Origin of the sequence: Thioalkalivibrio versutus (assembly GCF_001999325.1) — a bacterium.
Lineage (GTDB): Bacteria > Pseudomonadota > Gammaproteobacteria > Ectothiorhodospirales > Ectothiorhodospiraceae > Thioalkalivibrio > Thioalkalivibrio versutus.
Genome location: NZ_MVAR01000027.1, coordinates 35,176 through 58,409 on the forward strand (window position 1 = coordinate 35,176; position 23,234 = coordinate 58,409).

General features: G+C 67.7%; 23 protein-coding genes and 1 pseudogene. 8 read left to right on the forward strand and 16 right to left on the reverse strand.

Annotation, left to right across the window (positions count from 1 at the left end; genetic code table 11):
* Nucleotides 1-40 precede the first annotated feature (40 nt).
* Genes B0684_RS10455 through B0684_RS10465 form a run of 3 tightly spaced genes read right to left on the reverse strand, consistent with a single transcriptional unit; the run spans nucleotide 41 to nucleotide 3,389 of the window.
* On the reverse strand, nucleotides 41-1,162 hold the full coding sequence (locus B0684_RS10455; protein ID WP_018169204.1) for a tetratricopeptide repeat protein: 1,122 nt from the start codon (nucleotides 1,160-1,162) through the stop codon (nucleotides 41-43).
* On the reverse strand, nucleotides 1,159-2,562 hold the full coding sequence (locus B0684_RS10460) for an adenylate/guanylate cyclase domain-containing protein (RefSeq protein ID WP_018169203.1): 1,404 nt from the start codon (nucleotides 2,560-2,562) through the stop codon (nucleotides 1,159-1,161). Before B0684_RS10460 ends, B0684_RS10455 begins: the two co-directional genes overlap by 4 nt.
* On the reverse strand, nucleotides 2,559-3,389 hold the full coding sequence (locus B0684_RS10465; RefSeq protein WP_018650594.1) for an inositol monophosphatase family protein: 831 nt from the start codon (nucleotides 3,387-3,389) through the stop codon (nucleotides 2,559-2,561). The genes B0684_RS10460 and B0684_RS10465 overlap by 4 nt, the downstream gene beginning before the upstream one ends.
* A 96-nt stretch (nucleotides 3,390-3,485) precedes the next feature.
* On the opposite strand from B0684_RS10465, the gene B0684_RS10470 reads away from it, so the two are divergent.
* Both B0684_RS10470 and B0684_RS10475 read left to right on the forward strand, forming a co-directional pair.
* Nucleotides 3,486-3,842 carry a DUF3301 domain-containing protein gene (locus B0684_RS10470; RefSeq protein ID WP_026289493.1) on the forward strand — a complete coding sequence of 119 codons (357 nt, stop codon included), beginning with the start codon at nucleotides 3,486-3,488 and terminating at the stop codon, nucleotides 3,840-3,842.
* On the forward strand, nucleotides 3,839-4,777 hold the full coding sequence (locus B0684_RS10475) for a hydrogen peroxide-inducible genes activator (RefSeq protein WP_018169200.1): 939 nt from the start codon (nucleotides 3,839-3,841) through the stop codon (nucleotides 4,775-4,777). The genes B0684_RS10470 and B0684_RS10475 overlap by 4 nt, the downstream gene beginning before the upstream one ends.
* 46 nt (nucleotides 4,778-4,823) lie before the next feature.
* Here B0684_RS10475 and B0684_RS10480 read toward each other — a convergent pair whose 3' ends face one another.
* Nucleotides 4,824-5,747: a GGDEF domain-containing protein gene (locus B0684_RS10480; protein ID WP_018169199.1), complete on the reverse strand. Its 924-nt coding sequence runs from the start codon at nucleotides 5,745-5,747 to the stop codon at nucleotides 4,824-4,826.
* Between the two features lie 265 nt (nucleotides 5,748-6,012).
* On the opposite strand from B0684_RS10480, the gene B0684_RS10485 reads away from it, so the two are divergent.
* Both B0684_RS10485 and B0684_RS10490 read left to right on the forward strand, forming a co-directional pair.
* Nucleotides 6,013-7,926, forward strand: a complete 1,914-nt coding sequence (locus B0684_RS10485) for an ABC-F family ATP-binding cassette domain-containing protein (RefSeq protein ID WP_018650592.1) — start codon at nucleotides 6,013-6,015, stop codon at nucleotides 7,924-7,926.
* 86 nt (nucleotides 7,927-8,012) lie between these two features.
* Nucleotides 8,013-8,309 (forward strand): hypothetical protein, encoded by a 297-nt coding sequence (locus B0684_RS10490; RefSeq protein ID WP_018144712.1) that lies wholly within the window; start codon nucleotides 8,013-8,015, stop codon nucleotides 8,307-8,309.
* 133 nt (nucleotides 8,310-8,442) lie between these two features.
* Here B0684_RS10490 and B0684_RS10495 read toward each other — a convergent pair whose 3' ends face one another.
* Nucleotides 8,443-8,850 (reverse strand): flagellar basal body-associated FliL family protein, encoded by a 408-nt coding sequence (locus tag B0684_RS10495; RefSeq protein ID WP_018650591.1) that lies wholly within the window; start codon nucleotides 8,848-8,850, stop codon nucleotides 8,443-8,445.
* The gene (locus B0684_RS10500; RefSeq protein ID WP_018650590.1) at nucleotides 8,847-9,683 is read right to left on the reverse strand and encodes a M90 family metallopeptidase; all 837 of its coding nucleotides are present in this window, start codon (nucleotides 9,681-9,683) and stop codon (nucleotides 8,847-8,849) included. The genes B0684_RS10495 and B0684_RS10500 overlap by 4 nt, the downstream gene beginning before the upstream one ends.
* Before the next feature lie 197 nt (nucleotides 9,684-9,880).
* On the opposite strand from B0684_RS10500, the gene B0684_RS10505 reads away from it, so the two are divergent.
* Together B0684_RS10505 and B0684_RS10510 are read left to right on the forward strand one after the other, a co-directional pair.
* Nucleotides 9,881-10,978, forward strand: coding sequence for an efflux RND transporter periplasmic adaptor subunit (locus tag B0684_RS10505; RefSeq protein ID WP_416200032.1), 1,098 nt, complete (start codon nucleotides 9,881-9,883; stop codon nucleotides 10,976-10,978).
* Nucleotides 10,979-10,981: 3 nt separating this feature from the next.
* On the forward strand, nucleotides 10,982-14,158 hold the full coding sequence (locus tag B0684_RS10510) for an efflux RND transporter permease subunit (RefSeq protein ID WP_018650588.1): 3,177 nt from the start codon (nucleotides 10,982-10,984) through the stop codon (nucleotides 14,156-14,158).
* A gap of 41 nt (nucleotides 14,159-14,199) precedes the next feature.
* Here B0684_RS10510 and B0684_RS10515 read toward each other — a convergent pair whose 3' ends face one another.
* The gene (locus B0684_RS10515; RefSeq protein WP_018169193.1) at nucleotides 14,200-14,844 is read right to left on the reverse strand and encodes an outer membrane protein; all 645 of its coding nucleotides are present in this window, start codon (nucleotides 14,842-14,844) and stop codon (nucleotides 14,200-14,202) included.
* A 250-nt stretch (nucleotides 14,845-15,094) separates the two neighbouring features.
* On the opposite strand from B0684_RS10515, the gene B0684_RS10520 reads away from it, so the two are divergent.
* Both B0684_RS10520 and B0684_RS10525 read left to right on the forward strand, forming a co-directional pair.
* Nucleotides 15,095-15,457 (forward strand): single stranded DNA-binding domain-containing protein, encoded by a 363-nt coding sequence (locus B0684_RS10520; RefSeq protein ID WP_018169192.1) that lies wholly within the window; start codon nucleotides 15,095-15,097, stop codon nucleotides 15,455-15,457.
* Between the two features lie 94 nt (nucleotides 15,458-15,551).
* Nucleotides 15,552-15,968, forward strand: a complete 417-nt coding sequence (locus B0684_RS10525) for an ABZJ_00895 family protein (protein ID WP_018176281.1) — start codon at nucleotides 15,552-15,554, stop codon at nucleotides 15,966-15,968.
* A 12-nt stretch (nucleotides 15,969-15,980) separates the two neighbouring features.
* Here the strand turns inward: B0684_RS10525 and B0684_RS10530 are convergent, their stop codons facing one another.
* The 9 genes and pseudogenes from B0684_RS10530 to B0684_RS10575 form a co-directional block, all read right to left on the reverse strand.
* A complete protein-coding gene (locus B0684_RS10530) occupies nucleotides 15,981-17,666 on the reverse strand; it encodes an alpha/beta hydrolase (RefSeq protein ID WP_018176280.1) in 1,686 nt (561 codons plus the stop codon).
* A gap of 251 nt (nucleotides 17,667-17,917) precedes the next feature.
* Nucleotides 17,918-18,319 carry a hypothetical protein gene (locus tag B0684_RS10535; protein ID WP_018169189.1) on the reverse strand — a complete coding sequence of 134 codons (402 nt, stop codon included), beginning with the start codon at nucleotides 18,317-18,319 and terminating at the stop codon, nucleotides 17,918-17,920.
* Nucleotides 18,320-18,588: 269 nt separating this feature from the next.
* On the reverse strand, nucleotides 18,589-18,987 hold the full coding sequence (locus B0684_RS10545; RefSeq protein ID WP_018176278.1) for a hypothetical protein: 399 nt from the start codon (nucleotides 18,985-18,987) through the stop codon (nucleotides 18,589-18,591).
* A 126-nt stretch (nucleotides 18,988-19,113) separates the two neighbouring features.
* Nucleotides 19,114-19,635, reverse strand: coding sequence for a TlpA family protein disulfide reductase (locus B0684_RS10550; RefSeq protein WP_018650587.1), 522 nt, complete (start codon nucleotides 19,633-19,635; stop codon nucleotides 19,114-19,116).
* Nucleotides 19,635-20,249, reverse strand: a complete 615-nt coding sequence (locus tag B0684_RS10555; protein WP_026304779.1) for a hypothetical protein — start codon at nucleotides 20,247-20,249, stop codon at nucleotides 19,635-19,637. The genes B0684_RS10550 and B0684_RS10555 overlap by 1 nt, the downstream gene beginning before the upstream one ends.
* A 45-nt stretch (nucleotides 20,250-20,294) precedes the next feature.
* A complete protein-coding gene (locus tag B0684_RS10560; protein ID WP_018144698.1) occupies nucleotides 20,295-20,747 on the reverse strand; it encodes a DUF302 domain-containing protein in 453 nt (150 codons plus the stop codon).
* Between the two features lie 34 nt (nucleotides 20,748-20,781).
* A pseudogene (locus B0684_RS10565) lies at nucleotides 20,782-21,081 on the reverse strand (globin family protein).
* 24 nt (nucleotides 21,082-21,105) lie between these two features.
* Complete coding sequence (locus B0684_RS10570) at nucleotides 21,106-22,194, reverse strand: class I SAM-dependent methyltransferase (protein WP_018169184.1); 1,089 nt, start codon at nucleotides 22,192-22,194, stop codon at nucleotides 21,106-21,108.
* Between the two features lie 140 nt (nucleotides 22,195-22,334).
* Entirely contained in the window at nucleotides 22,335-23,192 is an 858-nt protein-coding gene (locus B0684_RS10575; RefSeq protein WP_018169183.1) for a helix-turn-helix domain-containing protein, read from the reverse strand.
* Between the last annotated feature and the right edge of the window lie 42 nt (nucleotides 23,193-23,234).

A 23,234-nucleotide genomic window follows, 5' to 3' on the forward strand; every position in this document is an offset into this window, starting at 1 on the left:
GAATGCGCGCGGCCCGCAGCGCCGGGCGCCGGCTCGCGCGCTACGGGGCATCGGGCTCGGCCTGTGGCACGTCGTCGGGCGGGCTGTCTGCCTCCGCTTCAGGGAGCGGTTCCGGCACGCGAAGGCTCTCCAGGCGTTCGACCACGCGCAGCGCGCGCTCGTGGGCCGAGAGGAGTCCGGCATGGTCGGGCGCCAGTTCGAGCCCCTCTTCCCAGTGTCTCAGGGCCTCTTCGATGTCACCGGCGGAGTAATGGCTGCGGCCCTCCTCCAGCAGCGTCTCGGCGCGCGCGTCTCGGCGCTCGCGCCATTCCTCGCACAGCGCGCGATGGGCTCGCTGGGCGGCCTGGTCCGGGCCGGAGGCGTCGGTGTCGGGGGTGATCTCGTTGCGACACCAGCGCGCCGCCGTGGCCAATTCGCCGGCCTCCAGGGCCTGACGCAGGCGTGCATTGATGGTGGAACGCGGGACCTCTTCCTCGATCTCGGGGGCTTCGGCCTGGCGCAGTTCCCGCTCCAGGCGCGCGATGCGTTCTGCGCGTTCGGAGTCGGAGGCCAGGCCCTGGGCCAGGTGCAGTAGCTCCAGGCGTTCCTCGCCATCGGTGTCGGCGGCGTAGCCATCCAGCGCCCGCGCCAGGGGCTCGCGACGATTGGCAAGGCGGTCAGGATCGTCCGGCAGTCGTTCGCTGTGGCGCACCAACGGACGCATCACCTCGAGCAGGCGCAGCCGCTGGACCAGGGCGCGCGCCTCGAGGATGTCGTGGCGTTGCTGCAGGGTCTGCAATCCAACCTGTCGCTGGCGCTCCAGTTGGCTGATGAATTCCCGACGTTCGCTGTCCGGCGGCAATTGTGCCTCGGCCGTCTCGAGGATCTCCAGGGCCTGAGCGACCGCGCCTTCGGCCGAGGCGGCGCGCGCCTCGTGCATCGCCTCGGCCGCGGCGGTCGCGGCCTCGTCCTCGATGGCTGCCCGGCGCTCGGCCCATCGGGCTCGCGGTTCCGGGTCGTGCTCGTCGATCAGCTCGAGGGCATGCTGGTAGTTACCCGTCTCCAGTGCGCGTTCGATGCGCTGCTCGGGCGGGGCGAAGGGGTCCAGAGCGGCGCAGCCCTGGACCAGCAGAAGGGCCAGCAGGATGCTCGCGAGCGGGAACAGGCCGCGGGCTGCAGTCATGTGCGATCCGTAGCGTTCAGTACCCGGGTGGTGGGCACGGCTTCGCTGACCCCGTGCAGCTCGTGGGTGCCCCAGTCTTCGGTGCGGAACTGTCCCTTCACCTGCTCGTGCTCCATGAATGCGGCAGTCGTGACCAGCCCGCCGGCGGGCGCGACCGTGACCAGGCGGGCCGCGAGGTTGACGGTGTCGCCGACTACGGTGAACTGCATGCGGTCTTCGGCCCCCATGTTGCCGGCCAGCATCTCGCCGGCATTCAGGCCGATACGGAACTCCACCCGGGTATCGCCGCGGCGTTCACGCTCGGCGTTGATCGAGGCGACGGTGTCCAGCAGGGCCAGGCCGGTCTGCACAGCGGTCAGGCGATGGTTTCCGGCATCCGCCGCGAGGCCGAAGACCGCCATGGTACAGTCGCCCATGTACTTGTCCACCGTGCCGCCGTGACGGGCAATGCATTCCGACATCGGCCCGAAGAATTCGTTGAGCATGCGGCCCAGGGCCTCCGGGCTGCAGCGCTCCGAAAGCGCGGTGTAGCCCTGGATGTCGGCAAACAGTACCGATCCCTCCAGCGCGCGTCCGCCCAGCTCCACCCGGTCCAGATTCTCCAGGATGTCCTGGGCGATGGCGTCCGACACATAGCGGCGCAGGGCGGCCTCGACCTGGTCCTTGCGCAGCAGGTCGCGCGCCATATCGTTGAAGGCGTCGGTCAGCTGTGCGATCTCGTCCTGGCGCACCATCGGCAGCGTGTTGCCCTGGTCATCCATGGGGCGGGCGCGCGAACGCATGCTCTCGGCCAGGCGTTCCAGTGGGCGCACCAGGCGCTTGCTGATGTCGATTGCCAGGATCAGGCTCAGCAGAAACACCCCGACGGCCGTGGCGATCCCGGCGTTCAGGGTGTTGCGGATTAGCTCCTGCATTGGCGAGGTGTCGATGTAGGCCTCGATGTAGCCCACCTGTACGTCCTGAAAGCGCACGTTGCGTCGGTAGGGCTCCATCGTCGGTGCCAGCGGCCACACCCCGTCGGTGAGGGATTGCTCCGGGGGTGTCCCGGCGCGGGCAACCTGACCGCGGTCGATCGCGTAGGCGGCGATGGACTCGACGCGCCCCTCCTCCACCAGTGAGTTCAGCAGGGTCTCCAGGGTCAGGTAGTCCTCGGCCAGCATCAGTTCCGCCGAGGTCCGCGCGACCGGCGCCACGGTGATCTCGGCCTGGGCGCGAATCTGGTTGTCCAGCACGTTGCTGACCTGGTTCAGGACCACAGCCGACAGGGTCACGATCCCGGCCAGTGTCAGCCCGGCGATCGCCGCGACGATCTTCCATGCGATCGGCAGGTAGCGTGGGGTGAAGTCGGCGCTGCCGACGCCCAGGCGTGATCCGCCGCCGGACTTGCGGCGGCGGATCACGAGGGGGACTCCGGGGCGGCAAGCCAAGGGGCCAGCCACGCCCGCCAGTCGGCGAGCAGGGTGTCGGAGCGCGCCGCCACCGCGGAGCGCTTGGTCAGCGATCGTCCGAATACGGGCTCGCCCGCGAGGTTGCACATGGCACCGCCGGCGCGGGCGAGCATCAGCCCACCGGCCGCGCTGTCCCATGGGGCCTGGCCACCGTGCAGGTACAGATCGGCGCGGCCGGCGGCCAGCCAGGCCCACTCCAGGGCGCAGGCGCCGAGGTTGCGTTGCGAGCGAAACGGTGCGTTGCAGGCCAGCTCACCCGCCAGGGGGGCATCCAGGCGCTTGTAGTCCACCAGGGCGATGGCGCGGCCCAGCTCCGTGACGGGAGGGCGAGTGGTCGCCGGCGGGGTGACCCCGTTGAGTTCCAGCGCGCTGTCTTCGGTGGCGGTAAAGAGTTCTTCGCGTACCGGATCGTAGGTCGCGCCATGGGTGACCCGGTCACCCTCGATGCGGGCGATGGATATGGCGAAGAAGGGCATGCCACCGGCGAAATTGGAGGTGCCGTCCAGCGGGTCCACCAGCCAGAAGGCGGGGGCGGTCTCCAGTACGCGTGCCTGTTCGCCGCGTGCCTGTTCCTCGCTCAGTACCGGCGTGTTCTGTCCGTATGCGCCCAGCAGGGTGCGTACACGCGCATCCACCGCGTGGTCGGCCTCGGTGATCACGCTGCCGTCCGCCTTGTAATCAACGGCGATATCGGCCTCGAAGCGGGGCAGCAGTTCTTGCTGCCCGATCTCGCGCAGGCCCTGCGCGAGATCGGAGAAGGGGATGGCAGTGGTAGTCATGCAGACCCGGAAACGCTGGTGGCAAGGTAAACGAACCGGAGACGGCCGGGCATGCCCGGAAAAACTCGGGTTCGTTTGCGCTTATCATACCGGTCCATGACAGGCTTGATCATAATCATTTCCATTGCCTTGATAGGGTTTTACGTTAATGACACCTGGCGTGCCAACGAACGTGCCCGTCGGGTGGGGCGGCAGGCCTGCGAGCGGGCAGGGGTGCAGTTGCTCGATGCCACCGTCGTGCGTACCGGCCAGCGCCTGGTCTGGGGCGACCGTGGTCTGGCCCTGCAACGCCGCTACCGCTTCGAGTTTTCCGCCGATGGGGCGGGGCGACATCCCGGCGAGATCTCGCTGGAAGGCCGGCAGTTGAAGCGCGTGACCCTGGACTGGCCGGACGGCGGCCGCGAGTTTCAGGGGCTGGACAGCGATGACAACAGCGGAGGGGCGCCCCGGTGACCCTGAGCGAGCTGCGGTATGTGGTCGCCGTCGCCGATGCCCGCCACTTTGGGCGGGCGGCCGCGGCCAGCCATGTCAGTCAGCCATCGCTGTCGGTGGCGGTGCGCAAATTCGAGGAAGAACTGGGCGTGACCCTGTTCGAGCGCGGCCGCGGCGAGGTCAACGTGACGCCGGCAGGTGAGCAGATCATCGCGCAGGCGCGGCGTGTGCTGGCCGAGGTCGAACAGCTGCGCTCGGTTGCCGTACAGAGTCAGGATCAACTCTCCGGCCCGCTACGCCTGGGTGCGATCTACACCATCGGTCCGTACCTGCTTCCGGAGCTGATCCCCGCGCTGCACGAGCGCGCGCCGAACATGCCGCTGGTGATCGATGAGAACTACACCGGGCGGCTGCGCGAGCGGCTCAAGCAGGGTGAGCTCGACGCGATCCTCATTTCGTTGCCGTTCGAGGAGCCGGGCGTGGTCACGCTTCCCTTGTACGACGAACCATTCATGGCCGTGCTGCCGGCGGCGCACCCGCTGAAGGACAAGGAACCCCTGCGCCTGGAGGACATGGCCGATGCGACCCTGCTGATGCTGGGTGCCGGACACTGTTTCCGCGACCAGGTGCTGGAGCGCTGCCCGGACTGTCAGCGTACGGTAACTGCGGATGGCAGTACCCCACGCAACCTGGAGGGGTCGTCGCTGGAGACGATCCGCCACATGGTGGCCTCGGGGATGGGGGTAACGATCCTCCCGTGCACGGCGGTGGGGGCGGATCGTTATGCCCAGCGACTGCTGGCCGTGCGGCGGTTTCAGGATCCGGCGCCCAGCCGCCGTGTGGCCCTGGCGTGGCGGACCAGCTTCCCGCGTCCGGAGGCCATTGAGGCGCTGCGTCGCGCGGTGCTCTCGACCCCGCTGACCTGTGTCGATTTTATCCAGCCCGGCGCGGGGTAGGCGGCATCAAGGCAATGCGGATTAGCGCGGGATGGGCTGCCGCGGCTCAGTTGCCGGCGAGGACGCGGTTGCGCCCGGCCTGCTTGGCCGCATACAGGGCCTCGTCCGCCGCCTGGTAGGCGGACTGCAGGGTGGCGCCGCGCCCGACGCCGGCCACGCCAACGCTCGCGGTCACCTTGACCGCGCCGGCGCTCTCCAGCGCGGACTGGTCGGTGGCGGTGGCGCAGGCGCGCAGGGCGGCAATAGCCAGGCGGATACGCTCGCCGCATTCCATGGCACGGCTGAGATCCGCGCCGGGCAGCACCGCCAGGAACTCCTCGCCGCCCATGCGCACACACAGGTCGGATTCGCGGGTGGTGCTGCGCAGGGTCTGCGCCACCAGGCGCAGGATGTCGTCGCCCACGCTGTGGCCGTATTCATCGTTGATCTGCTTGAAGTGATCGAGATCGATGGCCAGCACCGACATCGGGCGATCCTGGCGGCGGCAGTCGGCCAGCCACTGGGCGCCCTGTTTCTCGAAGGCGCGGCGGTTGCCGAGACCGGTCAGTTCATCGGTCTCCAGGCTTTCGTTCAGGCGCTGGAAACGCAGGGCGTTGGCCAGTGCCGGGGCGGCCAGCCCCAGCAAAGCCTCGATCAACTGCTGTTCGTCGTCGCTGAAGCGGCGTCCGCGCATCAGGATCAGCGAACCCATGGTCTCGTTGTTGAAGCTCATGCCGTACTCGATGCGATGGCGATCCTCGTCGCCGCCGGACCAGGTCTCGTCACTCTCCTGCAGGATGAAGAACCAGCCGCTGTGGTGGACCTGGGCGTGCAGGTGTTCCTGCAGGCGGGCGAGGACGGTCCCGAGCTCGAGGCTGGAGGACAGGGCCTGCACGAAGGCAAGGGCATCAAAGGGCGTCCCGGCATCGCCAGTCGTCTTGCCCTTGGCGGATACCAGTCGCAGGTTGTGGGCGTTCCCGTCGCGGTTCATGGCCGTCTCGCTCGCATCGATCGTTGGGTCGAGAGTAAAGCCAGATCCATGCCACTTATCGTATATTTAGTTAAAACAGTGATTTGCATCACGGATAACGGAGGTCTTGACGGAAATTCGGCGATTTTTCGCCGCCCCCGGCAGGTCCTCACCGCCGCGGGCGGCAAGGTGCGGCAGGATTCTGACACCCTGCACCGGGGCGGCGTTTCCCGAGGAACGGCCGGCCTACATGAGCCGGGCGCGCGCTTGCCCTACACTGCGCCGCATGATTCGAATACAAGATATCGAGCTGCGTCGCGGCCGCCAGATCCTGCTGCAGCACGCCAGCCTCACCGTGCATGCGGGCTGGCGCGTCGGCCTGACCGGCGCCAACGGGTCCGGCAAGTCCAGCCTGCTGGCGGCGTTGCAGGGCGAATTGAGCCTGGATGCCGGCGAGATCGACCAGCCCGCGGAATGGGTGGTGGCGCACCTTCCGCAGGAGGTCCCGGGGAGCGAGCGCTCGGCCGTGGACTACGTGCTGGATGGGGATACCGAACTGCGCGACCTGCAGCAGCGCCTGGAGCAGGTGTCCGATGGCGCCGAGCAGGCCCGCCTGTTCGGCGCGCTGGAGGCGATTGACGGCTGGACGGCCGATGCCCGTGCGCGCCGACTGCTGGCAGGCCTCGGATTCGCTGCGGCGGATGCGGATCGGCCCATGAGCGATTTCTCCGGCGGCTGGCGCATGCGCCTGGGCCTGGCGCGCACGCTGATGACGCGCTCGGATCTCTTGTTGCTGGACGAGCCCACCAACCACCTGGATGTCGAGACCATCCTGTGGCTGGAGGACTGGCTGGCGCGTTATCCGGGGACGGTGATCGTGATTGCGCATGACCGGCGGTTTCTCGATTCGGTCTGCACCCATATCGCGCACATCGAGCGCGGTGGTATCGCGTTGTACGCCGGCAGCTACACCCACGCCGAGGCCAAGCGCGCCGAGGCCATGGCCCAGAGCGAGGCGTCGGCCGCAAAGGTGGCGGCCGAGCGCGCCCACCTGGAGGACTTTGTGCGCCGCTTCCGTGCCAAGGCGAGCAAGGCACGCCAGGCCCAGAGCCGACTGAAGCGTCTGGAGAAGCTCGACGAGGTCGCGGTGATCCGCGCGGCCCGGCCGATTCATCTGGAGATCCCGACCCCGGAGCGTCTGCCCGACCCCCTGCTGGCGCTGGATCATGCCGAGGTCCGATCCGGGGATCGCGTCCGCCTGCATCCGACGACTTTACGTCTGCGCCCCGAGGACCGGATCGGCGTGCTGGGCCCGAACGGTGCCGGGAAATCGACACTCTTGACGCTGCTGGCCGGCGAGCTGGCCCTGACCGCGGGCGAGCGCCGCGTGGAGCCGAACCTGAAGGTCGGCTATTTTGCCCAGCACCAGAGCGAGCAGCTGGACCTGAAGGCCTCGCCCCTGGTGCACCTGCAACGTCAGGACCCGCGCGCCGAGGAGCAGCGCCTGCGCAACTTTCTCGGTGGCATGGGTTTTCCCGGCGAGAAAGCGGACGCTCCGGTGGGTCAGTGTTCCGGCGGGGAGCGGGTGCGCCTGGTACTGGCGCTGCTGATCTGGCAGGCGCCCTCGTTACTGCTGCTGGATGAACCCACCAACCACCTGGATCTGGACATGCGCGAGGCGCTGGCCGAGGCGCTGGAGAACTATGCCGGTGGCCTGGTGGTGGTGGCGCATGACCGTGAACTGCTGGCTCGCGTCTGCGACCGTTTCTGGAAGGTGGAAGGCGGCCACCTGAGCGACTTCGAGGGGGACCTGGATGACTACGCCCGCGAGCTGAAGGCCCGCGAGCGGGAAAGTGTCGCCGCGAAAGACCCCGGAACGCCCGCCACGACGTCCCCGAGTGGTCCGGCACTGTCACAGAAGGAACGGCGGCAGCAGGCGGCGCAGGCGCGTGCCGCACTCAAGCCACTGAAAAAGAGTGCGGACCGAGCCGAGCAGGAATGTGTCCGTGTTCAGGAACGACTGGATGCGCTGGAGACCGAGCTGGCCGATCCGGCGCTGTACGCCGATGAGGCGGCGGATCGTCTGGCCCAATTGACCCGCGAACAGGGCGATTTGCGCAGTCGGCTGGAGACGGCGGAGGCCGAGTGGATGGAGGCGCTGGAGGCGCTGGAATCCGCCCGGGGTGAGACTGCGGAGTGAGGCCCTCTTCAAAGACCAACCCTTGAACTCGGGTATTTCGGGGTCTATACATCAGGGTGAATGCATTGGAGCGAGGAGTGATCCCCATGAATGCACAGGAACTGAATCGTCGCTGTGTCGAGCTCTTTCACAACCCGGATGCGAAACTGCATTGCTGGCACCCGCGCATGTTCTGGAAAACCAACATGCTGGAGAACCCGAAGCCGGAAGACCTGCAGGAACCCAAGGTCGACCTGCGCGAGCTGGAGGTCATGCTATCGGAGGCCGCGCACGAGCCTTCGCAGTGCGCCGACGAGCTGGAGCAGGAAGAGCCCGGTCGGGCTGCATTGATCCGGCACATGATGGAGCGTGGCGAGATGCCGCTGCTGCATCGGCCGCACTGATCGTTCCATCAAGGAGCGATGATCGATTATGGAGTGAGCCCCCAGCGGGGCTCGATCCCGTCATGTGCTGGCGGGAGCATCGGCCCCCGGTAGCCTGTGCTGCCGGGGGCTTTTCCTTGCCGGCGAGTGAGGATTACTGGCGGATGAAATCCGAGAAGTAGAGGGCTGCGATCCGGGGTGCCCCGGTAATCTCCTCGAGCAACTCGTTCAGCTCCTCCGTGGCCTCGTTGCGCAGGTCCTCGCGCGCGCCACCGCCGGTCAGGCTGTCCGGACTGCGCCCGCCAAGGATGCGGATCAGTCGGTCGCGCACTGCGGGAATATGCTCGCGGATCGCGCGGGCGTCTTCCAGATCGTTGCCTTCCAGCTGGATGGAGGCCTGCAGGTAGCGCCCGCGGTCGGAGGACGCCATGTTCACCACCACCGGCTCCAGGGTCACGTAATGGCTGTCCAGGTCGTCCACGGCGAGCGCGAGGGGCGCGGCCAGCATCAGGACAATCCCCAGAAGAGCAAGGTGCAGGGAACGAAAGGGGCTGCGGATCATGGTGTGTGCTCCGGGGCGGGTTGCGTGCTGGAGGCGATCAGGTCGCCGCGTCGATGGGGCTCCTGATCAAAGTATGCCACCAGATGCTCATAGATTTCGGGCATGGCCTCTCGCAGGCGCGCCGGCTCGAAGAAAAAGGACTCTGTCGCGACGGCCAGGAACTCCTCCGGGGCGGTGGCCGCATAGGGGTCCAGCGGCAGCTCGGCCTCGTCGATTTCGCCGGACTCCACGGCCTCCACGAAAGCCTCGAAGGCCCGCGAGAAATCCTCCGTCCAGGCACCGGCCGACTGCCCGCGGCGTAGTGGCGGAAACCCGTTCACCTCGCCGTTGCCGGCGTCCAGTACGTGGGTCATCTCGTGCACGACCACAGCGCCGTCGCGCTCGACATCGTTCCACGACAGGATGACCGGGCCGCGCTCCCAGGCCTCGCCGGACTGGGGTATCGCCCCCTGGTGGACGACGCCAGACTCGTCCACCCACTCGTGCTCGGGCACGAAGGTGTCGGGATACAGGATCAGCGTGCGCCAGTCGCGATAAGGCTCGAGGCCCAGTTCCAGCACCGGCAGCGCGGCGTAGGCGGCGATCACCTGGCACTGCCAGGGTTCCGGTTCCGCGGCAATCCCGATGAATTCCTTTTGCGCCAGGATTTGGCCGACCAGTTCGCGCAGCCGGGAGCGCTCTTCCGGTGTGAGGCGGGCGACGAACGGGGCCCGTCGACGCAGGGCCTCCCACTCGTCGTTGTCCAGCTGCACGGCCTCGGGCTCCAGGCCGGCAAACGGCCCCAGCAGGCGGCGGAACAGGCCACGCAGCGGAAAATGCGGTGTCGAGTGCATCGTCCAATCGTCGCATGTTTGCCCGCCGGGCGCCGTGCAGGACCGGAAAGCAGGGGGCACCCGCGCGAACCCCGAGCGCCTCCCTGGCCTGCGGGGCGTGGGCAGGAACCGCTACCATGGGGATCAATCCCAACGGTCGGTCGCCCGCGGGAGCACGATGGCACCGCGCGCCCCCCTCGCCAAACAGGTCGCTGCACATGCCGAACATCCAGGATGGTTTATTCGCGCGGTCCGCGAGCGCGACCCGCAGGGCTGGAGTCGCGCTCGCCTTTGCACTGGTGCTCTCGCTGACTGCCTGCGGGAATGGCAACGATGCCGGGGCCAATGACGAAGGCGGCGAGGCGGCCACCCCGGTCGCGGCGGTGGAGCTCCAGCCGCGGGATCTGTCGCGCGAGCTGATGGTGTCCGCGCGGGTCGAGCCGCGGGCGTGGGTGCGCCTGGCGGCGCGCACCGATGGTGTGGTCGAGGCGGTGCATGTCGAGGAAGGCGATCGCGTGGAGCAGGGCGACACCCTGATCGAACTGGACGTGGCCGAGGAGCGCGCGGAGCTGGCGCGCGCCGAGGCGCATGTGGAGGAGGCCCGGCTGGAATACGCGCGCAGTGCCGAGTTGCGTGACGAGGGGATTGCCAGCCGTGCCAGTTACGAGCGGGCGCGCGCCGTGCTGCGCTCGGCCGAGAGCGAGCGGTCGTTGTGGCAGGCGCGGGTGGACTACGGGACGCTCGCCGCCAGCCGTGACGGCGTGATCACCGAGCGCATGGTCGAGCCCGGCGAGGCGGTCGCCGCGCGCGATACATTGCTGGAACTGGTCGATACCACCACGCTGGTCCTGCGTCCCGGGGTGTCCGAGCTGGACGTGCGCGATCTGGTGGTGGGCCAGGATGTGCCCATTCGGCTGGATGCGTTTCCGGATGCCGATTATGTCGCGAAGATCCGGCGCATCTTTCCGGCGGCCTCGCCGGACTCGCAGCAGGTGACGGTGGAGGTTGCCCTGCCGGCCGAGGCGGCCGTCAACGGCGTGCGCCCGGGCAATCTGGCGCGCATCCGCATGACCGTCGACGAACGCCCGGATGCGCTGGCGGTCCCGGCCGCCGCCATCGGCGAGGACGGCGACCAGCGCTATGTCTATGTGGTGGTGGACGAGCAGCTGGAGCGCCGCAGCGTCGAGACCGGCGTGACCCGCGGCCCATGGACCGAGATCACGGACGGCCTGGCGGACGGCGAGATCGTGCTGGCCACCAACCCGATCGACATGCGCGAGGGCCAGCGCGTGCGCATCGTTGGCTGGCGGGGCTAGGGGGTGGCGGCCGAACCGGAGGACCGCCCGCGCGGGCGGGTGACCAGCTTCTCCATCCGCCGGCCGGTGGCGATCATGGCACTGGCCTCGGTAGTGATCGTGCTCGGCATGTTCTTTGTCGATCGTCTGCCGGTGGACCTGCTGCCGCACGTCGAGTATCCGCACATCCGCGTGACCGTGAACCATCCCGGCACCTCGCCCGAGGTGATGGAGGAACAGGTGACCCGCGTGCTGGAACGCAACCTCGCGGCCACCGAGAACCTCACCCGCATCTACAGCCGCGCCTCCGAGGGCCGTACCAACGTCAATCTGTTGTTCGAGTACGGGACCAACCTGGATTTGGCGTTGCAAGATGCGGCGCGCCACCTGGAGCTGGCGCGCACCCAGCTGCCGGACGATTTCGAATCCCTGCGCCTGTACAAGTACGACCCCTCGCAGGACCCGATCTGGGAGGCGGGGTTTTCCTCTACCGTGCGCTCGGAGACCGCGGTGCGCGACTGGGTGGAACACCAGCTGGCGCCGCAGTTGATCGCGATCCACGGCATCTCCTCGGTGGAGGCCTCCGGTGGGCAGGAGCGCGAACTGGAGGTGATCCTCGACCAGGAGCGGGTGCGTGGCTATGGCCTTTCGCTGGCGGCGATCAGCACGACGCTGGAGGACGAGAACCGCGAGGTGGCCGGGGGCTGGGTGACCTCCGATACCTTTGACGTGATGGCCAAGACCGAGGGGTTGTTTGCCTCCGAGGCGGACGTGCGCAATGTGCTGATCCCGTTGCCGGGGCCGCAGTCCGCGCATGTGCGCCTCGGCGAGCTGGCCGAGGTGCGCGATGGCCACCGCGAGCAGCGCCTGTTCATCCGCCTGGACGGCACGCCGGCCGCGCGCGTGTCCGTGTTCAAGCTGCCGGACGCCAATACCGTCGAATCGGTGGACTCGGTACGCGCCACGCTCGAACGACTCGAGCGCTCGGGCTTCATCCCCGAGGACATCCAGTGGGAGGTCGTAAGCGATTCCGCCCCGTTCATCCGTGGCGCGGTCAGTTCGGTGGGTACCGCCGCGATCCTGGGCGGCGTGCTGGCGATGCTGGCGGTGTTCCTGTTTCTCGGCAGCCTGCGCAAGAGCTTCATTATCGGGTTGTCGATCCCGATCGCGTTGATGGCGACCTTCGCCATGATGGGCCTGGGCGGGCTCACCCTGAACATCATCAGCCTCGGCGGGCTTGCGCTGGGGGTGGGGCTGTTGCTCGACAACGCCATCGTGATGCTGGAGAACATCGTCCGCCATCGCGACAAGCTCGGGAAGTCGCCGGAGCAGGCGGCCCATGACGGGGCCGGCGAGGTGGTCTCGGCGGTCATCGCGGGCACCCTCACCAATCTGGCCGCGGTGCTCCCGTTCCTGCTGATTACCGGGATCGGGGCACTGATCTTCCGCGAGCTGATCCTGACGCTTTCGTTTGCGATCATCGCGACCCTGGCCGCGGCGATTACGCTGGTGCCGATGCTCGCGGCCCTGCTGACACGCATCCGCTGGGAGAGCGGACTGGACCGGACCTGGCTGCTGCGCGGCTTCGATCGCGGGGTGCAGGGACTACGCCTACGTTACCGGCGCCTGTTGCCGAAGGTGCTGCGCCTGCGCTGGGCGGTGCTGGGGGCGGCCGTCGTTTTGCTGATCGGCGCGGTGCAGGTGGGCGGTGAGCTGGGCACCGAGTTCCTGCCGCAGGTCGACGATGGCCAGGTCAGCGTGCGCATGGTCCTGCCGCCGGGCACGCCCCCGCACGAGACGGATGCGGCCGCACGCGATATCGAGGCCGCGCTGGAGGCGTTGCCGCATGTGGAGAGCGTGTTCGCGATGGTCGGCGGGCATCTCGGTGGCGGCGTGGTCAACGAGCGCCCCGGCACCTCCAATATCACCGTCCAGCTGACCCCGGCCGGACAGCGCGAGATGAGCGCGGGACAATGGGTGGCCGAGGCGCAGGAGGCAATGGATGCGCTGGAACTCCCCGGGGCACGGATTACCGTGCGACCGCCGAGTATCCAGGGGCTGCAGTTTAGTATCACCGGGGGTGACCTCTCGATTGCGGTGGTCGGGGCGGATCTGACCGAGATGCGCCGCATTGCCCGCGAGATCGCCGGGCGCCTCGAAGGCATCCGGGGCCTGGAGGGCGTCGAGGTTGGGCGCGAGGACCAGAGCCCGATTTTGCGCGTCCATGTGGATCGCGAGCGGGCGGCTGCGCTGGGCCTGCAGGTGGGCCCGGTGGGGCAGGCGATCCGCGACGCGGTGGAGGGATCAGTGCCCACGCAGTACGTCCGTGACGATCGCGAGTACGACCTGCGCGTGCGCCTGCCGCGCGAGGATGTGCAGGATACGGCCACCCTGGGGCGGATGATCCTGTTCCGCGACAACAGGGATCCCGTGCGCCTGGCGGACGTGGCCGAGTTCGAGATCGGCGAGGGACCTGCGCATATCGAGCGCGAGAACCAGAGCCGGGTGGTGCGCGTGAACGGCGACATCAACACCGAGGTGAACGATGTCGGCTCGGTGATGGCCGAGGTCGAGCAGCGCCTGTCCGAGGTGGATGTGCCCGAGCACTACAGTCTGCTGATCGGTGGCGAGTGGGAGGCCATCCAGGAGACCCAGCGCGAGATGGCCACGGTGGTGGCGCTCGCGATCTTCCTGGTGCTGGTGGTGCTGGCCGTTCAGTACGAGCGCCTGGCGAATCCGCTGGTGATCGTGGCGGCCGCGCCGTTGTCGCTGACCGGGGTAGTCGCGATCCTGTGGGCGACCGGCACACCGGTCTCCGCCCCGGTGATGATTGGCGCCATCCTGCTGATCGGGGTGGTGGTGAACAACGCAATCCTGCTGGTGGAGTACATCGAGCAGGGGCGTCGACTCCGTGGCCTGAGCCCGGCGCGGGCGGTCGTGGAGGCCGGGGCATTGCGCCTGCGCCCGATCCTGATGACCACGCTGACGACGGTGCTGGGCATGTTGCCGCTGGCGATCGGCCTCGGCGAAGGGGCGGAGATCATGCGCCCTCTGGCGCTGACCGTGGTCGGCGGCCTGATCGCGGGGATGATCCTGACGCTGCTGGTGGTGCCCTGCCTGTACCTGGTGGTGAACCGCGCTGCGGAGGGACTGAAGCGGCGCCTGACCGGAGGCATGCGGGACGCTGCCCGCGCAGCCTGAAAAGGCCCGCTGCCGAATGGCGGACGGGCCGTGAAGGAATGCTAGAAGCGGTAGCCGAGACCGACCATGAAGCGCGAGGCATCGGGATCGAAGTGCAGGGTTTCGCCCTCGATGCGATAGCGCTCGCTTTCGAAGAGCGTGTACGAGTACTCGGCACGCATGAAAAGGCGGTTGTCCATCTGGTATTCGACGCCTACACCGAGCCGGGCACCGTTGATACTGTCCTTGAAGCGAATGGATATGTCCTCTTCTGTATCGGTAAGGCGGTAGTCCAGGCGCGAGCGCTGGTAGCCGGCCAGGCCGTAGAACAGGACGTTGTCGTTTACCGTGGTGCCGAGCCGGCCGGTGATGCCGTAGCTGTACTTGCTATCCACCCCCAGTTCGCTCTCATCAAGGGTGACCGTCAGGTCGGCGTCCTCGTTCTGCGCATTCAGTTCCAAGCCCAGGTACAGGCCGTTGTCCAGGACGGTACCCCAGCCCGTCATGACACCCCCGGTGAAGCCGGAGGCGCTAAGCCCGGAGATGCCGCCGTCACTGTCTTCGCGGTAGTCGATGTCATAACCGACCCAGCCGAGTTGGCCGCCGACGTAGGAACCGTGGAACGGGCTTGCCTGAACTGCTCCGGCCGAGCCCAGGAGGATGCAGGCGCCGGCCACGGCGGTGGCGAGGCGATAAGGGCTGGACATGGTGGTTTCCTTTGCGGTGTGGTTGCGGCAGTGAACGGGTGCCCCGTCCGGGCGCATAGTGGCACAGGCGGTCAGACAGGGCGCCGGTCCTTGTGTGCCAGAATGGGACCGACCGGGCTTCCGGGCGCACGGCGACCCCTGCATCAATCGATGGCATGGGTTTGTGCGACCGCGGGATGATTCGCCCAGGGAGATGTTGTTCAGCGTTTCCCCAACGCCAACAAGCAAACAAGAGAACAGGAGTCGAGCAATGCGCGGACAAGCGGGAATTCTGGCGGGACTATTGGTGGGGTTGCTCGGGTGGGGCGTGGCGAGCGCCGAACCGATGCATACGGTGGAGGAGCTGAATCAGGCCCCGGCCGAGCTGGATGGGGAAGAGGTCCGGCTCGAAGGCATTGTGGGCCGGGTGAACGAGGACATCATGGGGCGCAATTTCATCCACTTCGTCGACGGTACCGGCAGCGAGGGTGACTACATCACCGTCACCTCCACCGAGTTGCCCGAGGTGGGCGACCGCGTCTCGGTGACCGGAACGCTGATCCTGGATCGCGACTTCGGGGCGGGTTACAGCTATCCGGTGATCCTCGAAGGTGCCAAGTTCACCGAGCAGTAGCCGCATGTCATGATCGTGCATGTCGGGGTACTCCGACATGCATCCAGGTCGCACAGGGTGGTGCGGCTTTCAGATATCCCAGGGAGGGGAGACGATGTCCATCAAGGGTCTGCTGTTTCGGTTTGTACTGCTTTATTTCTCGCTGTTGATCGCTGCCATGGTAGCGGGCGCCTATGTCGATCTGGATCAAGCCGGTACGGCGATCGGGATGGGCATTCTGGCGCTGGCGGTGGTGTGGCCCTGCGAGTCCTTCGGGCGCAGGAACGGGCGCTATCTGTCGCGCGCCGAGAAGTGGCGCGTGATCGCCGCCATGATCGCGGTGCTCCTCGGTACACAGATTCCGCTCACCCTGCTGGTGATGTGGGCCGAGGGGATTGCACTGGACGCCGTGATGCTCGGGATCGTGGGGGGCGTCGCGTTGTTGTATGCCGGGACCGTGGTGGCAATGGTGAACTTCACGGGCCGCAACCTGCGCAAGCGAGGCCTGGTCGCCGGGGAAAGCGCGGGGTAGGCACCCTGTCGGTCAGTCGGCCAGGTGGCGTTTGAGCCACTCGATCTCGTCCGCGGACCGGTCTGCGTTGGTCACTGCCTGCCAGGCATCGATGTAGTGCTCGGTGGCGTAGACGTGGCCGTAGCCGCGCGGGGCGGCATCGCCGATCGCTACGTCCACCGCCAGTTGCAGCATGGTGATGACCGGGTACCAGGTCAGGTCCGGAGAGACGTCCGGGCCGCGCGGTGCCTGCATCCATTCTGGCTGGCGGTACAGCGCCTGGGGCTCGAAGAAGGTGACCGGGTCGCTCGCGTACTGCAGGTAGACGATGCGCATCGGGCCCCATTCGGCGCCGGGGATGTCCAGGTGGTTTCCCTGGTTCGTGAAGCGCACCACCGAACTGTCGCGAAAGCGCGGCAGCCAGGCGGGCGAGTCGGGTTGGCGCTGGCGTTTGATGTCGCGCCAGGTCTCGCTACGAAATGGCGGGCCCGCCCACAGCGCGCCGGAGAACGGGTCGCCGATCACGTCGTACAGGTCCGCGGCCCGCTCGGAGTTGAGCGCGCCCAGGCTGAGGCCGTAGAGGTACAGGTCCGGGCGGGCGTCCGGTGGTAGCTGTTTCCAGTAGCCGTAGATCTCCGCGAACACCGCCTGGGCGGTCTCATGGCCGTACTGCGATTCCGCCATGAGCGACAGCCAGCTCGGCAGGTAGGAGTACTGCACGGCCACCGTGGCCACATCGCCACCGTGCAGGTACTCGACCGGCTGGATTGCGCGATTGTCCACCCAGCCGCGTCCGGTGGGCGTGGCCAGCACCAGCACCGAGCGGTCGAAGGCATTGACCCGCAGCATCTCCTGCAGGGCCAGCCGGGCGCGTTCCGCGATGGTCTCGGCGGCGTTCAGCCCCACGTAGACCCGGATGGGATCCAGTGCGGTCTCGCCGGAGAAGTCGCTAATGGCGGCGGCGTCCGGGGCCTGGTGGATGAAGCGCTGGCCCTGGCGGCCCAGGCCCTCGTCCCAGCTGATCAGCGAGGCGGGGCTGCCGGTGCGGAAGGTCGCGCTCGGCTGCTGCGCCCCGGGGTGTTCGCGCACGTCGAACTGCTGGAAGCTGCGATCGGCGGCGCGCAGGCTGTATTCCAGGATCACCCCGTCGATCACCGCCCAGAATACCCCGGCCGCCACCAGTACGCCGATTACGTTGGACAGCCGCCGCGGGATAAAGCGGCGCAGATGCCGCGCGAGGAAGCGCACCAGCAACTGGAACAGCCGCGCCACGGCCAGCGTGGCGACGAACACCGCCGCCGCGATCAGCCCCAGGCGGATGGGGAAGCCGCCATCCACCGGCTCCTGCTCCATCAGCGCGCGGATGCTGTTCTGCCACTCGGTGGCCTGCCACAGGAAGATCAGCACGATCAGCATGGCCCCGCCGCCGGCGATCACGACCAGGGTGTTGTGGGTGCGCTCGCCGAGCTCCGGCAGTTCCAGGTATGACCACAGCCAGTGGAAGAACACGCCCAGGCCGTAGCCGGCCGCCAGCGATACCCCGGACAGGATGCCCTGGACGTCGTCGGTGCGCGGGATCAGGCTGGGGGTCAGCGAGGCGGCAAAGAACAGCGTGGCCAGGATCAGCCCCGGGATCGACAGCGTCCCGAGGATGCGGGTGGCCCAGGCCGGCCAGATGAAGGCTCGCAGGCGGGTTTGCAGGCGGCCGACGACGGACATCGCGTTCGCGCTTCCTTGGCGGGGTATGGAGGCGCTCATCCTGTCCGCCCCGCCGGCTGGGTTCAAGTTTCCGCGCCCGCGGGCGGCCTGCCTAGCCGTCCCTGGGGGGTGCGTTCTGCTACTGGCGCGTCATTGCGTGGAGCGCGGCGACGAAGCGGTCGCTGTCCGGAGCCACCCGCGCTGGTTGGATCGTCTCAGCGCTTATTTGACGCGTCTCGTGCTTCGCTGCGGTGTCTCGCTGGCAGCACGGGCTACTCGGCGGTGACGGGGCGGCGGAAGCGGAAGGTGCCCTCGACCATGCGCAGGGCGACACCGAACAGCGCGACTTGCAGCAGGATTCCGCCGGTTGCCGCGCCCACCGCGAGGCCGGTGGCGAGCCCCAGTGCCATCAGCAGCATCAGCAGTGTGGCGGCGACCCGGCTGCGCAGCCAGCCGCCCACCAGTGCCAGCAGGGCGACCAGCGTGCCCTCGAGCATGGTGGGCGTGTGCTGCACCAGGACACCCAGCATCACCACCACAACCCCGGCGAACACCAGCACCCAGCCGGCCACGCGCGCCAGGCGCTGGGCCTGTTCGTGATTAGTGATGGATTGCAGCAGCAGGAGCAGGTCGGCGCCGGCTCCCGCCCAGTGACGCGATCGCGATTCGTTCATTGTGGCCACGGTACTACAGGGCCATGACAGCCCGGTGACAGGCGCCCACCTATCGTTTGGCGAGGAGCGAATCAAGATCGAGTGTATTGACTGCGGGGGTGCCCGTCTGCGCGTGTTGCACAGTGCCATGATCGGGCCAGTGCAGCAGGCGGAGGTTGCCGGCGCGGTCCTCCACCAATGCGGTGCAGTGCTCGACCCAGTCTTTAGCATTCGCCGATGTCGCCCCGGTGCTGGCCGGCACCTGAACACCTGGCCGGGGTGGTGTGTCCTTAGCGGTAGACCCGGACTTCCTGTTCCCAGCCTTCCACGCCGCGGTTGGCGCAGAACTCCTGTACCTGCCCGTCGGCGTAGCGGATTTCCATGTTGAAGCCGGCTGCGGGGACATGGTTCAGCGCCACCCGCCGGTGTTCCCCGGGCCGGAGCTGGCCCTCGCGGATGCTCGATTCCGACAGGTCGTGGCCGAAGTCGAAGTGGATCGCCTGGATCAGCACGTCGCTGTCATTGTGCACCGTGACCATCAACGCCCCCTCGGCCGGTGGGCGCTCGACGCCCCAGTGCACGGCGGCGGCACCGAGCACGAGCCCCAGCACGAACAGCCAGCTCGCGGGCGCGCGTAGCGCATCCACGATCCGGTCCTCCCAGCTACGGTGTTCTCCGGATGACTCCACGTCTCATCCCTTGATTATTAGGGATTGCTAATCTACAAGATCGGCCGGCATCGGGATACCGGGCGGCCGCGATATCCGGGAAGGCCGCCGCCCCGCAGAAAGCGCCATGGGCGCTGCAGCGGGCTGTCAGTCGAGCCCGAGCGCGCGCAGGCGCTCGAGGAGGCGCGGATGATCGAAGTCGCGGGCGCCGATGGCGCGGTAGGCGATGCGGCCCTCGGGATCGATGATGAACGTGGTGGGGATGCCGCGAACCGGCCAGCGGTCGATGGTGGCGGAATCCTGGTCCAGCAGCAGAGGGAAATCGACCGGGTAGTCGGCGGTAAAGAAGAAGATGCGATCGGCGTCTTCGCCCACGTTCACGCCCAGCACCGCCAGGCCCGCATCGCGCAACTGCTCCCAGAGCCGTTGCAACGACGGCAGCTCGTCGCGACAGGGTGGGCACCAGGTGGCCCAGAAGTTCACCACCACCACACGTCCGCGATAGTCCTCCAGTCGATGGTGCTGCCCATCGATGTCCTCCAGTGCCAGGGGCGGGCCCTTGGGGCGTGGCTCCAGCGCGGTCAGGTGCGTGGCTTCCGCCCACACGGGCCGCAGCGAAAGGCCGAGCAGGCCACCGGGGATTGCAGTCAGGAAGCGGCGCCGGTTCATCATGGTTCGGCCTCGTCCCGTTCCGGTTCCCCGGCGCAGCGTAGATCGGGCAGGGTGGACTGCCGCAGGGTCGTCTGCTGCCGCCAGTGCACGGTCAGATCAAATGTCGTGCTGGGCGGGTGCTTGAAGACGATCATGCCCATCAGCCAGTCGCCGGGCTGGAACCGGTGTTCGCCAGGGAACAAGGCCCAGCGAAAGGCGATACGGGCTACTTCCGGAACCTCCCGGCTCGTCCACTCGTCCTGCCAGTCGCGGTTGGGGAGCGGTCGCGCGGCCCCGTTTGGCGTTTGGCTGCGCCATTGGCGCAGGTCCACGGTGGCCGATGCGCTGCGGTCGGTATTGCGCAGGACGCCCTGAAACACGCAGTGGCCGGCGATGAACGTCGCATCCTCGGTGTCGAACCCGCGGCCCAGGAAGAACGCGCGGGTCTGGTCCGGGAGCCGCTGTGCGAGTTCCAGCGAAAGCCCCTCGCCCTGCCAGTGCCAAGTGATCAGCCCACTGTCGGGGTCGGTATGCACCTGCATCTCCTCCGCCGTCCCGGCGCCGCCCGGAAGGGCCGGCCCCGCCAGAGCCAGAAGCGTCCATGCGACGACCGTCAACCTTGGGCCGGGCATTGGGCGCCTCGTGGCAAACCGGCGGGGTGGCTTGGCGCGGCGTCCCTACGACCCACCAAGGACATGATCCAGCAGCGCCTCGAAGGCGGGCTCGGCGTTTTCCACGGCACGTTCAAGGCTCGGGTGCGGCTGCAGCGTCGTCATGAACTTCGGGTGCAGCATGGACAGTTTCGTGCCCCCGTCCTCCTCGTACAGGCCGATGTGGCCGCAGGGCATCATCGCCCCGACATGCAGCCCGGCATCCAGGATGTCCGGTCCCAGCGGCAGGTAGCAGACCTTGAGCGCGGTGATGTCACCGCCCGCCAGGTCGAACTCGGCCAGAAAGATCCAGTCCTCCTCGTTTTCGGCGTATTCGCGAATCGCCCCCGCCAGGTCCGCGCGCGACTGTTCGCAGTCGCGGATGATGAAGTGGTCGTCTGGCTCGGTGGCTGCCAGCGGGGCGGACAGCGCCAGTGCAGTGGCCAGCGTGAAGGCGGCGATGGGTGTGAGTGTTTTCATGATCGTGTCCTCCAGGTGGGTGGGTGAAGGCGCGTCAGACGCGAACGATCTCCGGTTTCAGAGACCCGGAGATCATCGGCAGCGCTTCCTTTTCGCGCTGCCCAATTCAGAGTTCTTCCAGGGTCTCGGCGAGGTCGTCGACCACGGCGACGAATGCCTCCTCGCGGATGTTCATGCCGCGATGGATGGTCAGCCTGTCGCGGTCCCTGCAGGCCTGCGGGCCGCCGGTGCCGTTGCAGATGCATCCGTGTTCCCCTCGTCGAAGATGCTGCCTGGCGAGCCCGCGGATCCGTGCCTTGCTGCCCAGGCGTTGGTAGAGATTGGCTTCGGTCATGGATGAGTCCTCCTCGCGCCGTCGTTAACGGGTGGCCACGTACCAGTTGTTCTGAGGGTCGTGGACCAGCTGGTGGACCCGGATGTCGTGAAAGCCGGCGCGCTCCAGGTAGTCACGTGCCATGGGCTCGCCCCACATCGCGCCCAGGCCGGGTCCGCCCCGGGCGAGCGATACCGGCATGCAGTGCATGCAGGAGATGGTGTAGAGAAAGGGTCCGAGCGGATGCTCGAGATCGCCATGAATCTGTCCGGAGCCGCGGATGTCCTGCATCAGGTAGATGCCTTCGGACTTGAGCGCGCGGTGAATGCCCGTCAGTACGCCCAGCGGGTCGGCCTGGTCGTGGATGGCATCGAAGGTGGTGATCAGCGCGAACTGTTGCGCGGCGACATGCCGATCCAGTTCGGCCGCGTCGGCCTGGATGAATTCGACGTTCCCCAGCCCGGTGGCGTGTGTCTCGGCGCGGGCGCGCTCGATAGCCTCTGTGGACAGGTCCAGGCCGGTGAACCGGCTGTGCGGGTACAGCGCGGCCAACTGGTTGAGGATACGCCCGCTGCCGCAGCCGATATCCAGGACCTGAATGCCGCGCTCGAGGTGGTCGGTCAGGCCCGGAACCAATGGCAGGATGTCGCTTTCCAGTGACGACAGTACGGACTGGCCGCTGTCCTCGGCCATCACCTCGTGGAAGCGCGTGTAGTGCTCGTACCCCACGCCACCGCCGGTTCGGAATTCCGCAACGATCGTGTCCTCCACCCCACCCAGCAGGCCGATGTACTGCGCAAACACGGCCAGGTTGTCGGCGGCTGCCGCGCGCGTCAGGCAGGCGGCGTGTTCCGCGGGCAGAGCAAATCGTGGGCCATCCGCATCCACCGTGACGATGCCGCTGGTCGCCATGACCCCGAGCCATTCCCGTACGTAGCGCTCGTTCAGGCCCACGGCGGCGGCGATCTCGCCGGAGGTGGCAGGCGGCCGGTCGCGCATGTGGTCGAACAGCCCGGTGCGGTGCCCGATCGACAGGGTCAGGCACAGCGCGCCGTGGTTGAGCACGCTGACCAGATGCTCGCCGAAGTCCTCGGCGGCAGATGGGGGTGACAGGCATTCCGGGGCTGACGACATGCAGTGGACCTCCGCCAGGACAAACCGGGCCGGGTGTCGGCGTTACTTCGAGCCTAGGCCGGGAAGCCCTTGCGGGCGGTCACGATCTTGCGGGGGTGGGGCGAATCTTGCGGTGATTTCCAGGGGCGCATGGATCCGTTTTAATGCTGGCGCCGGTATGCCGCGGGGGCCACACCCAGGGCCTGGCGGAAATGGCGGACCAGCTGTTGCGGGGAGTACCCGGTCGCGGCAGCGATCTCGGTGATGCTCAGTGATGTTCGGGTCAGCAGGTCGCGGGCGTGCTCCACGCGCAGGCGGGTGAGATAGCGATGCGGTGGCAGGCCGTGCGTATCGCGAAAGGCGCGCGCGAAGTGCCAGGGCGAGAGTCCGGTCAGGGCCGCCAGATCGCGCAGGGTGATGCGCTGATCCAGATGGCATTGCATGTAGTCAATCACCCGTGCCGACTGGTGCGGTGCCAGGCCGCCCCGGCGCCTGTCCAGGTCCCGGTCGTGTTCGGCCATGCGGGCCAGGCGCACAACCAGAACGGCGAGCATGCTCTCGACGAACAGTTGCGCGGCCGGGTCGTCACGGTCCATCTCCTGCCACAGGGCATCCAGGGCCTGGGTGATCAGGGGGTCCCGGTGGTGTCGGGTATGCAGGTGGCCAAAGTCCAGCGGATCGCCGGGGTCGCGCTCCAGGCAGTCCCGGGCCAGCTCGGGCGGGATGCCGAAAAACCGCATGCGTGCCGGGTCCCGCATATGGCAGCGTCCCGCGACCTGCGGGGCGATCACCACGAATTCGCGCGGGCCGGCGCAACCGGAGAACGGACCGGCCCCGATGTCACAGTGGTAGCGAAAGGGGGCGCCCACGGACTGGCTCAGCATCAGTTCGCGGACTGGCGGGGTGCTCAGGTGGCCGGCCGGGTGCGCGTTCTCGATCATCGGCACCGGGAGATCGGGGCGCGCACGGGCCTCCTCCAGGAACGGCGCGTCACGTCCCCGGGCGAAGAAGTCGAGCATGCTGGATGAACGTTGCAGCATTCCGTGTACCCCGCAACTTTA